Below are 14,790 nucleotides of genomic sequence, written 5' to 3' on the forward strand. Positions count from 1 at the left end.
GCAATCTGAATCATTAGCGTCTATAACCTTTTTCTGTGATGCAGTGCTTATTTCTATATGGCTCAACATTATTAGGTGAGCTGATTTACTCCGTGTTTTACCTGGAACCGATATTCCCGGCCGTGAAGAGAAGATGAATGTGACGACACTTAAACCCTTATTAGCGAAAAATCGCAGTTGGGCATTACAGCGCCGCCAGCGCAATCCAAATTACTTCGAAAAATATCTTCATCAGCAAAAACCGCATTCATTATGGATAGGATGTTCGGACAGTCGCGTACCGGCGGAAGTATTAACCGGGTCGCATCCAGGTGAGCTTTTTGTTCATCGCAATATTGCCAATATGGTGGTTGCCAACGATGACAACCTGTTGAGCGTCTTGCAATACGCCATTTTCTATCTTGGCGTAAAGCGCATCGTTTTGAGCGGACATTATGGTTGTGGCGGGGTTCAGGCTGCGTTGAATTTGCCCGAAAGCCCATTGGCAGACGAGAACTCTGCGTTAGCCAGACGTATTGCAACGTTACGTAATGATTTAAAACATGGGCTAACCGCGCTTAGCGCTTCAAATGAAAATGAAATGGATAAGCTCAATCGTTTAGTTGAAGCCAATGTTATCGCCCAATTCTCCCATCTGGTGGCAGTAGAACCGGTACGTAAAGCCTGGCAGTCGGGCCAGGAACTGGCTGTGTTTGGTTGCGTTTACGATCTGCAATCAGGCCATTTGAAAGAGTTGATTCAGCAATCAGCAGAGGAGCCTTTACCATGAACCTTGATACCTTGCGCCGGGATATACCCGCCGGTTTAGTGGTTTTTCTGGTCGCATTGCCGCTCTGTCTTGGCATTGCGCAGGCCAGTGGATTACCCCTTTTGCCGGCTTACTGACCGGCGTTATTGGCGGTTTGCTGGTAACGTCACTGAGTCCATCGCGCTTTGCCGTAAGTGGACCTGCGGCGGGACTTGTTACTATCGTGGTGGCGTCGATGGCCTCGCTGGGCAGTTTCTCTGCATTTCTCACCGCATTGATCATCGCAGGCGCGATGCAGTGCCTGCTAGGATTGCTGCGAGCCGGGCGCTTTATTTCTTTGGTACCAGGCAGCGTGATTAAAGGCATGCTCGCCGCCATCGGTATTTTGCTTATCATGCAGCAAATTCCGGTAGCACTTGGCGCCTCAAGCGATGCTGAGCTCATTTCCGTGGTCAATGGCGAGATGACATTCTCGCTACCCGCGATGGCAGTAGCCGCCATTGGCTTGGTTATTCTCTGGTTCTGGACGACATCGGTGGTGAAAAGCGTTAAAGCGCTGGCATGGATTCCCGGACCGCTGATCGCAGTGTTGTTTGGTTGTCTGGCAACTGTGTTCGGTGGACGTTTTTTCCCGACCTTGCTGGCGCTTTACCGCGTATCTCATTACCCGCTTTCGACAGTGTATCTGCGTTAATGAGTCAACTCGAAACACCGGACTGGATGGCCTGGCAAAATCCACAGGTATGGATTGTGGCGGTGACTTTAGCGCTGGTCGCGAGTCTTGAAACATTACTCAGTCAGGAAGCGTTGAAAAAGTTGCGTTCGCAAAGCCCTGCGCCTTCGCCGAATAAAGAGATGTTTGCTCAAGGTATTGGTAATCTGACAGCCGGCTTTTTAGGTGCAATGCCAATCACCGCCGTGATCGTGCGTAGCTCGGTCAATGTGAGTGCTGGTGCACAAACTAAGCTGTCGATCTTTATTCATGGCGCTTTGCTGCTGATTTGCGGCTTGTGGTTCAGTGAAATGCTGAATGCGATTCCATTGGCGAGCCTGGCTGCGGTACTGCTCTATACCGGCTATAAGCTGGCTACACCCCGTCTCTTTATTGAACAATTCCGCATGGGGCCGCAACAATATGTGCCATTCCTGGCAACCATTGTCGGCATCATTACGCTGGGAATGCTGGTAGGAATTGGCATCGGTATCGCCACGCAAATTTTGTGCAGCATCTATAAAAGTCATCATAATGCACTGCAACTTACACGTTATGACGATCACTACGTTTTACGCTTTCAGCAAAACCTGACTTTTATGCACAACCCTAAGCTGCAAGGGTTGCTGGATGAGATTCCAGAGAACAGTGTGCTCATTGTCGACAACGATAATGCTGAATACATCGATCCGGATGTCAAAGCAGTGCTGAAGGATTTTGGTGATAATGCGGATAAACGAGGCATTCGACTTAGTCAGTGGCCGGTAGCAGTAAAATAGTCATAAACTGCCGCTGAAAAAGGCATTACATAAGAAAAAATCGGATATCTCGGATAGCCGATTTTTTTATTTAAGGCGCATAATTAGCGCCGTTTCTTGCTGCCGTTAGGCTTAACCTGCATCGAATTCTGCTTTTTTCGAAGTAAGGTCATGAAGTTGCGCTTTTCAAAGGATAACTTCGGTGGCGAATAGTGTTTAATTATTCTGACGCCAATCACCTCTATATTGGCGTGTACAGCAAGTGTTCCTGGTACAAGGTCCAGACGTATGCGCGTTAAGCTGTTTGAAGAGCACAATTTTAAAAAAATATCCTTTCGCTATTTCTCATCACACTGCTGTTTTGTTTTGTCGGCAGTCATTTGCGGATCCCAGAAGAACTGTCGCTTTTTTGGCCCGTAAACGCCCTGATTGCCGGGCTGATGGTACGCAATCCTTTTTGCATCAGGCGCGTTATTACCTCGCCTGTTTCTCCGCCATGGTTTTTAACGACACCGTTTTTTCTGGCTGGGCACTTCCTGCTTTTACGCTCAACGTTGCCAATATTCTGTTTGTTCTGGTTGCGGTTTCGATGCTGATAAAACATTTTCAGGAACAATCCGGCAGCGAGCGCATTACCCACGCGCTGCGTATTTTCCCCGCCTGTTTGCTGGCTGCTTTTGCCTGCGCAACCTGGGGCGCACTGGCGCAAGAAGGGAAATTTAATATGCAACTGGCTACCGCGTGGGGGATTGGTTTAGTGAGCAATTTTCTACTGGCGCGATGTTGCTGCCTTGTTTGTTGATTCGTCACTGGCAATCTACGTCGTTTCGCCATCTTTTACAGATCAACAAAATTTCGCCCGTAATTGCTGTGGTTTTATCATTAGGCCTGGGCGCAATGATGGGTGGGGCAGGTAGCCTGACGTTTCCGGTTCCCGCATTGATATGGTGCGCAATTGCCTTGCCCGTTCCGATGACGAGTCTGGTGATTTTAATCACGGGCATCGCTGAAATCATATTGGTTTCACATGGCGTAATGAACATTGAGGGCAACGAAAATTTGTTGCCACTAAGTCATCTCACCTCGGCACGTTTAGGGGTCGCCACCGTCGCACTCAGCCCATTAATCGTTGCGGTGAGCATGGATGCTATCCGCCAACTCAACCAGCGTTTAGCGTTACGGGCCGATTATGATTTCCTGACTCAACTTCTCTCCCGCTCGGGTCTGTATGAAAGTTTGAAACAAGAGAAATTTAGCGCGGATCGCAATATGGGCGTGATCTTGTTAGATGTCGATTATTTCAAAGCAATTAACGACAATTTTGGCCATGATGCAGGCGATAAAGTATTAGAAGAGATCGCTCGGCGTATGCAGCGCGTAGTCGGTAATGAAAGTCACATTTGTCGCTTTGGTGGCGAAGAGTTTGTCGTTGTGCTCTTTGATCAAAACCAACATCAGCTCTACAAATTAGCCGAGGCGATTCGCCAAACGATGGTGAAAGAGAAGTTCTGGTTACATGGGAATACTGTCACCGTCACCGTTAGCCTTGGACTGGCATTAGACAGACCTGCCGAAGAGCGTGAATGGCAAAGCCTCGCCAATCGTTTAATCTCATCGGCAGATAAAAATCTTTATATATCAAAGCGTAATGGTCGTAATCAGACGTCGCCGGTGAACGCTAAACACGAATTCACCAGCAATGTTGCCTGAAGGGACTTTTAGCTTACGCTGTTTTTCAACTGGCTGGCTTGTTGATGGCGCTCTAGCGCCAACTCAATCAGCCGGGTGATCAAATCTTGATAGCTAACGCCCGCCGCTTGCCACAATTTTGGATACATGCTGATGTTAGTAAAGCCTGGCAATGTATTGACTTCATTAACGATTATTTCGCTATTCTCTGTTAAGAAAACATCTACGCGCGCCATGCCACAGCATTCCAATGCGCTAAAAGCGCTGATCGCGACGTCACGAATGGCATCGCTGATTTCGGGCGAGATTTCCGCCGGCACAACAGTTTGTGCGCCGCTCTCGCTGATATATTTGGTGTCGTATGAATAAAACGCATCATGAACCACAACTTCGCCGCAAGGGCTGGCTTGTGGATGGTCATTACCCAATACGGCACATTCAATTTCGCGGCCTTTAATTCCTTGTTCAATAAGAACCTTTCTGTCAAAAGAGAAGGCAAGCTCCAAAGCCTCGTCGAATTCTTCGGCGCGGTTTACTTTGCTGACACCGACAGACGATCCCTGATTTGCCGGTTTAATAAAGAGCGGCAACCCAAGTTGGGCAATCACGGCTTTTACATCCAACTGCGCGCGTTGCGCCTGTGTGACGCTAATCCAGGGTGCTACCTGCAACCCAGCGTCCCGCAACAGGCGCTTGGTGAAATCTTTATCCATGCTGACCGCGGAACCTAACACATCAGAACCAACAAAAGGCAACGACGCCATACGCAGTAAGCCCTGCAAAGAACCATCTTCTCCTAACGTGCCGTGTACGATAGGGAAAATGACATCAACCTGAGACAGCGGATGTGAGTTGTGGCTGATGATCAGCTGCTGCTGAGTTTGACCTGGAATCAGCGCGACGTTATCTGTTGAACGATTCAGTGCAATGCTTGCTGGGTCCTCAGCATTTAACAGAAAGTTCGACGCATCGTTAAGATGCCAGCGTCCCTGTTTATCAATGCCCAGCATCACTACGTCGAAACGCGTTTTATCAATGGCGTCGAGGATATTTTTTGCCGACTGTAACGATACTTCATGCTCAGCTGACTTCCCGCCAAACACAATGCCTACCCGCAATTTAGTCATCAATCTGTGTCCACTAAATAAAGCAAACGAACAAGATAGCATGCGGATTCGTGATGGAAACAGTCCGATGAAAGGATTCTACTGAGGCGCTTCATCGCCGGTTTTTTCACAGTTATCCGTAAACGGTTACACCTTCACGCCAAATTTCCAGCCCGGTTTTTAATAGCGCATAAAGTGTCATAGCTCTGATCTACGTAACGCTAATTAAGCTGTTCGAAGAGTTTTTACACTGATAAATCGCTTAGCATCTATTTGGTTTGCAAGCTGCTCATTACGCAATAGCTGAATGGAATTCGAAACTCATGATTTGAAGTTAGTCCTGAAAGGTAGGAATGGCTTAAAGGACACGTTATTGATAAGCCTGGACGGCTGATAGGTTTAGGGCGCAATTCATTAATGGTGTAGGGCACTTGCAGAGACGGTTATCAGAGCAATTGTTATTTCCTACGTCACTCAGTATTTATTACATTATCCACTACAACATTTGAATCGCACCCAAAGAAAAAGGAGTCAGACGATTTCTCATCTAACGCCTTGTTTATTTGGTGGCTGCTGCTGGGTTTGAACCAGCGACCAGGCAATTATGAGTCCCAATTCGAAACGAGTTAAATCAGTAACTTACTGATTTTTATGTTTTCTTCAGGCCGGATAGTGATGAAAAGTAGCGGATAGCGTTGTGCTCTGCTGCCACTTTTCTGCCATCAGTTTAATTGTTTATAGCAACCTCATTTAACTCAATTTATTGATAAAATATTATAATTTTCAAAGTTATATGTTTGGAAACGATGGTCTATTGGCCTTAATATCATTCCAAGCACGTTTGGCAGCCTCTCTTAAGTCTACTTGAATGTAATCTGAACGAACCTTTTTTATTAAATCACTAAATCTTTTCTTCAAATTTTTTGCATTTCCATCTATAAGATTCCAATCTTTTTTTGCTGATTCTGAAGAGTGAATTAAGTTTTTCGGAAAACAAGGTCCATGCCATTCTGTATATCTTCATAGTGAGAGAGGCCGGCAGTATATATTTCACCCCACTCAATAAAAATTCCACCTAATAATTCATCAATAACCTTGTCATGAATATGGAAAGAATCTGACTCCATTAAAGATCTAAATGATTCCCAACATGTAAAAGAATCATGATGTAAAATATTAGGCAGATCATTAATAAATAATTCAATGGTTGGTATGTGAATATAACTGAATAATTCCTCTATGCTCTTAGTGTCCTGCTCGTAGAGTATTGTCTCCTTGGTAACACCTCTTAATTGTTGCGGAGTTTTAGGGTCATGATTAATTATGGCCTCAATAGCAACCACAAGCAAATCTACTAACCTTTTAGGATTATCATCAGAGTTAAAGGGGAGACTCTTTGGCCATTAACATCAAAGGGAAGTTTTTCTGCTTTATGACCATATTTTTTATTCATAAGAACAATAATTCTGTTCCAACCTATCTCGGCTACCGCATATCCTAATTCAAACATTACATTGGGGTTAGGAAATGACAATCTCTCTTCTTTACCATCTATTATAGTTAAGTCACTTATTACTATCTGGGATAAAGATATTTTATTTTTAATTGCTTCGGCTATATTTGGACTTCCGGGCATGTCACGAGTGGCTTCATCTAACGTTAATAGGATGTTGTTGTTGTTTTTCTCAATTTCATCTTTTGCTTTTTTCAAAGCATGTCTTATGAAATTAGCGTTAGAATTTATATCAATACTGCTTTGCCATGAGAAAAATATTTTTATTTCTTCTTTGATAGGCACGGTCAATGTCCTTATTAAGGGGGTTGAAAGTTTTTACTGTTTCAAAATGGTTTGGTGCAAAATGTGAATAACGCATTGTGATCTTTATATCCGTGTGACCTAGTACTTGTTGTAAAACAAGTATATTTCCGCCGTTCATCATGAAATGAGACGCGAAGGTGTGTCGCAAAACATGCGTTAACTGTCCCGCTGGCGTTTCAATTCCCGCCCGTTGCATAGCTTTTCTAAACGCCGAATAGCATGGCGTGAAAAGGGATTGCGCTTTGCGGCTAGCAGGTAGTTCTGCCAATAATTTTTCTGTTATCGGCACCGCTCGGTTTTTCTTGCCTTTAGTTTTTACATAGTGATCTGACCGGCGCGGACTTGGTTTCCCTTCAAACCTTCGGCCTCACTCCATCGCGCGCCCGTTTCCGGATATGTTGAACGATCTCAGCCAGCAGAAAGCGGCTTCCAGCTGCTGGGCAATCCGGACAAAGCGTTTGGCATCACCGATTACATCTGGTATCAGCTGCCCGACGGCGGCGTGTACTGGGTAGAGCGGAAAATTCGCGGTTTGCTGGCGCCTGTTTCAATAGCCGTTGAGCTTGTTACAGAACGATAGATTTGCTGTTTAGTGATCCTGATGTTCGTGACTCGACTCTGCATTGTATGTTCCTCATTGTACTCGTTGGGATTGAAGTTGGCGGGGAAGGGCTTACAAGAAGGTTTATCAAAAAGCGGTGAAGGGCAATAACCCACCATTGAGGTGGGCTTAGTTACTTAATCCTGATACTTAGCTTTTGCTCTCACTTCCTGCATGTTCATTCCGTAATGCAAGCGCTGATTGCCACACATCCAGCAAGAGCAGTTACAAGGGGTTTGATAAGTCTTGCCTACATTGCGGATAGTCGCACCTTCTGGCCAGCTATAAGCAGCATTATGGTAACAGCCGCGCTTAGCTTTGAGTCTTTTCATATGATGCCGACGCACGGCACGATTTCTGTTTTGCATGGGTAATCCCCGAATTAACCGTCGGGGCAGCCACACCTTCGTGTGACCGCCGGAACGGCTGTTCGGAGTAAATAATTTTACGCATGGTCAAAATCCTTATTGATTCAACTTATCTTTTATTGACTTGAATTACGTAGATTTTAATCTTGAGCATTCCAGCTTATGAAGTGGTTTTCAACCTTTAAATGGTATGTTGCCACTTTGGCGTGGTGGGTTTACACACTGTTTTTTGATTTCCAAAGAATCCGATTTCATTTACCGCTTCTTGTTCACTGCGGATTTCCAGCCAACTCACTGAGACAAGATGCTCAGACTTATCGGGATCATCTGAGTTATCACGATAAAGGTCTCCATGCTTAAGCACGTTCATTGCGAGTTTTCACCGGCTTCAGTAGTGAGTGTATAACTGCTGGCTGGCTCAACAGCACTTTGCACTATATCGACGCCTACATAACCCGATTTGGGATATTGACCTAGACGCGATGACCAGGCTGAAGCTGTTTTAAGGTTTGGCTGTACCAGCTTCCGCCACCGGCACTGATAAACGTGGGTCACCAAACGAGACATAGAATTCACCGTTCCAGGGCTCTTTCATTTTGGCGCTCGTTCCTGCCGTAGCTTGTGCAGCATTGGTTTCGGTTTCGCTCGGGTCAATAAGTCAGGTGCGGCTCAGGAATTGCTCATTGCCGTGTTGGAATAATTTGAAGAACAGGATGTTAATGGAAATTCCATTTTTACTCAGGTAATCCACTATGCGTTCAGTAGAGGGGTTCAGTTCCGCTGCCACGATGATGATTTGGTGTGACAGGTTGAGCGACTCTTCTTCCAACTCGCTATTGAAACGTTGCTTAAAGGCTCCGCCCAGATTGCCGCCGTCGGAGAGTTTTCGTAGATCTGTGAGAGGCGATCAGCAGTTAAATCATCCACGCATGAAGCGTAATCCAGAGCCAGCGCGCGCGAAGGCTGCGTGGCAGCACACATGGTATTGAGGTCTTCGTTGGCTTTCTTGGAGTCGAATAAATAGCGGTGGCGGTTGGGGGATGCGCAGCGACATTAGGGGCATGGGAGAGCTGGACTTGCTCTGGTAAGTGCTACGTGGTGGCGATTTTATCGAGCTCGCTTGCAGTAGCGCTCAAACTAAAAACAATTAAAACATAACTTATTTTTCCTAAGAATTTATTTGTCATACGCAGCTCCACAAGTGTATTGTCGAAAAGCAAATTTTAATCATTATCCTTTCAGGCTTAACTAATAAAGCTTTGTTGCGCTCATCTGATTTGAGGTATTCATGGAAAGATTTCCTGGTTGGTTTAAAAGTTTTATTTCTTCAGGGGTTGTTGAGAGTAATATTAGTGCCGAGCAGATTGAGAATTTAAAAAGCATGGTGGTACTGTTATTACTTTTCTGATAATGCACTTTATCTACTTTCCATTCATTACATCCTGCCTTCTAATAAATTACATGATTAAAAATTCATTTTTTAATTATGATATTATTTCTGAGAATTTTTTTGCTGTCTCTATAACAACTACTGTCTTGATGATTATGCTCGGAGTATTATCGTTAGTAATGTGGGGATGGGTAGGATACAAGATTTTAATATGGAGGGGGAAAGCAGATTCAGAAATGGGGGCTCATGTAGCGCTATTGATAATGAATGGGATTTTCATATTGTTGATAATACTTCAGTACTTTATCACTCCTAATGAAAGTGTTCTGTTCGCAGGTGCTTTATTATCCCTGGCTCTAATAATATTTTATGCTTTTTACTTTACCTCAAAGTTCAAAATACGACTGATAATGATTGCTTGTCTTAGTGGGCTTTCGGCATTCATTATTTTTGTATATGGAGATTACTCTTCAGCTTTCTTTGGTAAAGCGCTTAATATTTTTGGGCTTGGGGTGGAAGAATAGTTAACATAACATATGAGGAAAAGAGTTATGAACGCCACTCTGGGAAACTATTGTTATTAACTCCAGATTTTGTTTACTACATCGAAGGTGAAAGAACAATTATTGCACCAATTCATAGTATCAAGAATCTTGATATGTCAACAAAAAGAAAAAGCAGCAGGTAAATATTGTTAGCTTAGATCTATATAGCTGCCGGTCCTTATCGCGGCTTACCTGCTGACGACAGCGCACAAAGTTGAGCTCTGCACGCTGTGGTCCAGCTTGCAGATACTTCTTGAACGATGCCATCAGTACTGCCAGTGTCATTCCCAGCATCATCGCAGCGGGTAGCAAAAGCAGGTTTGGATATACAGCCGGTGGCCACGACAGATAAACCAGTCTGGCGAATCCCATCATTGAGCTGAGACTTGTTGGCTTAGTGAGTGCTTGATGATCAGTAACGGGTAATGCTCCAACTTAAGGCGGCGAGCCAGATCGCTACCAGATACCGGTGGACGACTTCACGAAGGAGTATCTGACAACTACCATCGCATTCGGGATTTCAGGTGTTCAGGGCACGCGTATTCTGGACAGTATTGCACTGTTTCGAGGCTATCCGGCGACGATAAGAACTGACCAGGGGCCGGAGTTCACTTGCCGCGCACTGGACCAATGGGCCTTTGAACATGGTGTTGAGTTGCGCTTAATCCAGCCGGGCAAGCCAACGCAGAACGGATTTATTGAGAGCTTTAACGGACGATTTCGCGATGAATGAGCACTGGTTCAGCGATATCGTTCACGCCAGGAAAATCATTAATAACTGGCGGCAGGATTATAACGAGTGTCGGCCGCATTCAGCACTGAATTATCAGACGCCATTAGAGTTTGCAGCACGGTGGCGGAATGGAAAATGTGAAGGTAAACAAACCGACATTACTAACTGACGGTTATATCTAATACTGGGGGCAGGTCACAATTATTAAGGGGTTTTTTTAGCCGTATTTAAGTGGTATTTGAAAATTAAGTGCTAGCAAGTTTTGCCATGACTGGTATTCTATAGAGAATTCAGTTAATACGATTAATTTAGTTGTCATAATTTTATTGGATAAAAGCTAGAGATAGTCCTTTTATCACGGAGGAAGACACATCGTTTCTAATAATAAATTCATCCTAGTTGATAGCCATCACTCGATATAGAGTTAATTATCCCTTTTAGATTAAAGCCGCTAATGTTGAACTCAATAGGCGCTTATGTGCAAAAAAGACGTCCATAAATGGCTCTGAGGTATCTATCAAATATATGCTAACTCAATCAGTAGACTCACGCAGCAAATAGGTGCGCATGAGTCTATATGAGGATTCTAATTCGATAAATCAGCTTTGTAGGTACTTCTTAAAGTTCTCTGCCTGTTCTAGCACGCTCTTGTAGACTTCATCGTTGGCTACCGGAGGGAAGCCATAGCGGTGTAGCAGCAGGATAAGATCTACTTTAAGTTTAGCCTTGATGTCGTCGCGATTGCTCCAGTCGGGGTACTGGGCACTGTCATCGACAATCACCTTCATCTCTTTGGCCAATTCCAACATTTTATCCTCGTCATAGGTGAAATCGTACTTCTCGCACATATGCGCCAGGATATCGAGAAATGCCTTTTCTTCTATATCGATGCCAATATCGGCAAATGACATCATCTCGGTCTTAATGTCATAGATCATGTCAGCCATCTGCTGGGTGAACGTGTCGAACTCTTCACCGTTGAGCACGTCGTTCTCTTTGCGCTGATTGTACTGATCAACCAATGCCTGGAAACGTTTGGAGAAGTTGATCCCCTGAAGTTGGTTCACCTTTTGAAAATCGCTGATGGCTTTTGCCAACATTTTTTGCAGTAGTTGCATCCGGGTGTTGGGCAACTTGATCTTGCCGATACGAGCCATGTACTCGTCGTCAAAGATATCGATGGTCTCAGCTTTATCTTCGCCTAAGGTGAAGATCTCCTCTACTCCTTCAGCCTTGAGTGCCTCGGCAATCATCTCACGCACTTTCTGGTTCATCTGCGCGGTGTCCGGCGCATCGCCCTTTGTAAGCTTGTAGACGATAGAACGCACGGCCAGATAGAAATGAATTCGCTCACGCTCATCCTGAGTGATCTCTTCACTACCCACGCAAACGTCATAGGCGGCTTTCAGGCGTTTCACCAATCCCATAAAGCGCAGCTCAATCTTCTTGGTCTGCAGCGCAAACTCGGCGGCTCGGTTGAGGCATTCCAGCTGTAAGGTCGGTGCGCCAGAGAAGTAATCGCGGCTATCGAAAGTATGGAACACCTGAGCAAGCAGATGCAGGTGATTACGCACCTCGATAAGTGACTGCTGTATATCTTCAAAGTTGGATTTATCAGCTTTCGAATACATAGCTAACGCCATATTCATTCGACTTTTTATGCCAATGTAATCGACCACAAGCCCCTTCTCTTTGCCCTCAAAGCGGCGGTTTACCCGCGAGATAGTTTGGATCAGATTATGCTTTTGCAGTGGCTTATCGATGTAAATGGTATCAAGTTCGGGCACGTCAAAACCGGTTAGCCACATGTCCACCACAATGGCAATTTTGAAGTTGGACTTAGAGTTCTTGAACTGTTTGTCGAGCTCACGGCGGTACTCCTTAGTACCGAGCAAGTTGTACATAGCCTCATCATCATCCTGGCCACGAGTCATAACCATGTTGACGAGAGGAAGACTCATCAACTCTTTTTCTCTTGCTCGGTAAGGGTGACGCCATCAATAGCCTGTTTTGCCTCGAACCACTTGGGGCGCTGAAGTTTCAGTCTCTTATAGAAATCGTAGGCAATCTCGCGGCTGGCGCAGACAAACATCGCCTTGCCTTTGATAGTCGAGCCTTCTGTCACCCGTTTTTCGTAATGCTGGGCGAAATCCTTAGCTAATGCCTCAATGCGATCCGGATCGCCCAAGATAGAATTCATATTGGCCGTGCTTTTCTTGCTCTCTTCAATCTGGTGTTCACTGGCACCCAGTTTTTCGCATTCTTGATAGTACTGCTCGATCTCTTCCAGCTTACTGTTATCAAGCACCACTTTGGCAGCTCGCCCTTCGTAGACAATCCGCACCGTGATTTCATCATTAACTGATTCGGTCATGGTGTAACTATCGATGGTGGGGCCAAATACATCCAGAGTGGCGTCGATAGGGGTGCCGGTAAAGCCAACATAGGTAGCGTTAGGCAGTGAGTCGTGTAGATATTTAGCAAAACCGTAGGTCTTTTTCACCGTTCCGCTTTCAGCATCAATGCTGATCTTCAGGTCGAGGTTAATCTGGCTGCGGTGGGCTTCGTCAGAAATACAGATGATATTGCTGCGATTGGAGAGCAGTTGAATATCTTCAGTAAACTTGTGGATGGTGGTCAGGAATACCCCGCCGCTAGCGCATCCGGCCAGCTTGTCTCGCAGATCCTGACGGCTGGTGACCGGTTCAATCACTGCATCGCCGATAAAAGCGGTGGCATTGCAGAATTGCTTCGCGAGCTGTTCATCAAGATCGGTGCGGTCGGTAATGAGAACAATGGTCGGACTGGCAAAATCGACGCTCTTCATCAACAACCGGGCAAGGAACTGCATGGTATAGCTCTTGCCGCAGCCAGTAGCACCAAAGTAGGTTCCCCCTTTACCGGTGCCACCGATATTCTCGCCGTTAGCCGTTATCTGCTTGCGCTCTTTTTTAATGTTGTAGTAAAGCTTGCGGGCGGCGTAATACTGCGGGTAGCGACAGCAGATCTTCACTTCCTGTTTGCTGGTGTCTGGGAAGAAAACGAAGTTCTTCAACACGTCCAGCAAACGGACCGGATGAAATAGCCCTTGGATCAAAGTGTAAAGACCATTGATGCCATCTTGCTCGGTGGATTCGTTACCGTTCACCTTGCGCCAAGCGTAGTAGAACTCGTAAGGGGCAAACAGGTTACCTAACTTATTGTTCACCCCATCGCTGAGAATACACAGCGCGTTATAGACAAACAGCTTAGGAATATCGCGCTTGTAGCGCACACAAAGTTGGCGCCAGGCGTCATAGGTGGTGGCCTCTTCTTCACGTACCGCCGATTTAAACTCGAAGACTACCAGCGGCAAGCCGTTCACATACAAGATGCCATCGGGGATGCGCAGTTGCAGCCCGCCGTCACGGGTCTGGCCTTCTATCTCCAGTTGATTAACTAACCGGTAGATATTATTGCCCACCTCAGCTATCTCTTCGCCAGACCCTGTAAATAAACTAGTTAACTGCTCTGACAAGGTGCTGGTATCCATCAGCTCGATATAGAGATCTTTCTTATTACGATCTTCACGTTTAAGTAAAAAGCCGTTGCTGAGCCAATGGCAGAAGGTTTTATTGCTCTGATAGAGATCGCTGGCAGGCAGAGTCTGCAACTGATGGAGGATGTGAGAAACCTCTCCTTCCGTGATCCCCTCAGCCTGATACTGGTTGGCGAGATACTGGCGCAGATCATCCGTAATCAGCACCTCACTTTTCTCTTTGCGCGGCAAATTGTTACCGACAAAATGAGGGTAGCAGGGTTGGCCTTCCGCATTGGAGTGCTGCCCCAGTAGGGAGATAATGGCCTGTTCCAGCTTTGATTCTGTGAAGTGTAAGGGACTAGTCATCTTCATCCTCCGATTCTTCTGTAGAGGTATATTGAAGTAACATCTCCCTATAAGTGGCAGGATCTTGCTCAAATAGCATTTGACTTGCGAGGTATTCTATAGATATTTTCTCGGATAAACGCATTGAAAAACCATCAAATTGACCGTCAAGCCAGTCATTGAAATCAGGGTAATCCTCATATCGAATACGATAATGGTTATCAGGCTCAAGTGTTTCACGATGTTTTTTATAAAGAAATGCTGCCAGGCCATCAACTGAAGAAGCTATAAATTCCACATCGCCCATGCGCAGAGCGCTTTGGTGATAACCATCACTTCCATGGGAGGCTGCCCCATGTCTATTACGTAGCTCATTAGTTACACTTACTATTGAACCTGCGAGCCGAGAAATTTTTTCAGCAATATCCTCATCGTCACTGAATGGCAACCGATCCT

The 14,790-nt window shown here is 45.5% G+C and carries 7 protein-coding genes and 7 pseudogenes; 5 read left to right on the forward strand and 9 right to left on the reverse strand.

Going from position 1 to position 14,790, the window contains the following annotated elements; translation table 11 throughout:
- The first annotated feature begins 133 nt into the window (after positions 1-133).
- From KQP84_RS05715 to KQP84_RS05725, 3 genes and pseudogenes are all read left to right on the forward strand, one after another.
- On the forward strand, positions 134-769 hold the full coding sequence (locus KQP84_RS05715; RefSeq protein WP_215845539.1) for a carbonic anhydrase: 636 nt from the start codon (positions 134-136) through the stop codon (positions 767-769).
- Positions 766-2,239 (forward strand): annotated as a pseudogene (locus KQP84_RS05720) (SulP family inorganic anion transporter). The gene KQP84_RS05715 and the pseudogene KQP84_RS05720 overlap by 4 nt, the downstream one beginning before the upstream one ends.
- A gap of 267 nt (positions 2,240-2,506) precedes the next feature.
- Positions 2,507-3,928 (forward strand): annotated as a pseudogene (locus KQP84_RS05725) (GGDEF domain-containing protein).
- Between the two features lie 8 nt (positions 3,929-3,936).
- Here KQP84_RS05725 and ddlA read toward each other — a convergent pair.
- The 5 genes and pseudogenes from ddlA to KQP84_RS05750 form a co-directional block, all read right to left on the reverse strand.
- Positions 3,937-5,034, reverse strand: a complete 1,098-nt coding sequence (ddlA, locus tag KQP84_RS05730) for a D-alanine--D-alanine ligase (RefSeq protein ID WP_215845540.1) — start codon at positions 5,032-5,034, stop codon at positions 3,937-3,939.
- Between the two features lie 956 nt (positions 5,035-5,990).
- A complete protein-coding gene (locus tag KQP84_RS05735; RefSeq protein ID WP_215845541.1) occupies positions 5,991-6,362 on the reverse strand; it encodes a hypothetical protein in 372 nt (123 codons plus the stop codon).
- A gap of 5 nt (positions 6,363-6,367) precedes the next feature.
- Positions 6,368-6,811 (reverse strand): TIR domain-containing protein, encoded by a 444-nt coding sequence (locus KQP84_RS05740; RefSeq protein ID WP_215845542.1) that lies wholly within the window; start codon positions 6,809-6,811, stop codon positions 6,368-6,370.
- Positions 6,759-7,219: pseudogene (locus KQP84_RS05745) on the reverse strand (tyrosine-type recombinase/integrase); the annotation flags it as partial. The gene KQP84_RS05740 and the pseudogene KQP84_RS05745, both read right to left, overlap by 53 nt.
- A gap of 722 nt (positions 7,220-7,941) precedes the next feature.
- A pseudogene (locus KQP84_RS05750) lies at positions 7,942-8,755 on the reverse strand (DUF8606 domain-containing protein); the annotation flags it as partial.
- Between the two features lie 507 nt (positions 8,756-9,262).
- Between KQP84_RS05750 and KQP84_RS05755 the strand changes: the two are divergent.
- Complete coding sequence (locus KQP84_RS05755; RefSeq protein WP_215845543.1) at positions 9,263-9,715, forward strand: hypothetical protein; 453 nt, start codon at positions 9,263-9,265, stop codon at positions 9,713-9,715.
- 264 nt (positions 9,716-9,979) lie between these two features.
- Here the strand turns inward: KQP84_RS05755 and KQP84_RS25225 are convergent.
- Together KQP84_RS25225 and KQP84_RS05765 are read right to left on the reverse strand one after the other, a co-directional pair.
- A pseudogene (locus KQP84_RS25225) lies at positions 9,980-10,093 on the reverse strand (IncC plasmid conjugative DNA transfer DtrJ family protein); the annotation flags it as partial.
- A gap of 14 nt (positions 10,094-10,107) precedes the next feature.
- Positions 10,108-10,188 carry a hypothetical protein gene (locus KQP84_RS05765; protein WP_370661495.1) on the reverse strand — a complete coding sequence of 27 codons (81 nt, stop codon included), beginning with the start codon at positions 10,186-10,188 and terminating at the stop codon, positions 10,108-10,110.
- 17 nt (positions 10,189-10,205) lie between these two features.
- Here KQP84_RS05765 and KQP84_RS05770 point away from each other — a divergent pair.
- Positions 10,206-10,638 (forward strand): annotated as a pseudogene (locus KQP84_RS05770) (integrase core domain-containing protein); the annotation flags it as partial.
- Positions 10,639-11,068: 430 nt separating this feature from the next.
- On the opposite strand, the pseudogene KQP84_RS05775 reads toward KQP84_RS05770, so the two are convergent.
- Positions 11,069-14,355: pseudogene (locus KQP84_RS05775) on the reverse strand (type I restriction endonuclease subunit R).
- A complete protein-coding gene (locus tag KQP84_RS05780; RefSeq protein WP_215845544.1) occupies positions 14,348-14,782 on the reverse strand; it encodes an abortive infection family protein in 435 nt (144 codons plus the stop codon). Before KQP84_RS05780 ends, KQP84_RS05775 begins: the two are co-directional and overlap by 8 nt.
- Positions 14,783-14,790: the final 8 nt, after the last annotated feature.

The organism is Candidatus Pantoea bituminis, assembly GCF_018842675.1.
Classification (GTDB): Bacteria; Pseudomonadota; Gammaproteobacteria; order Enterobacterales; family Enterobacteriaceae; genus Pantoea; species Pantoea phytostimulans.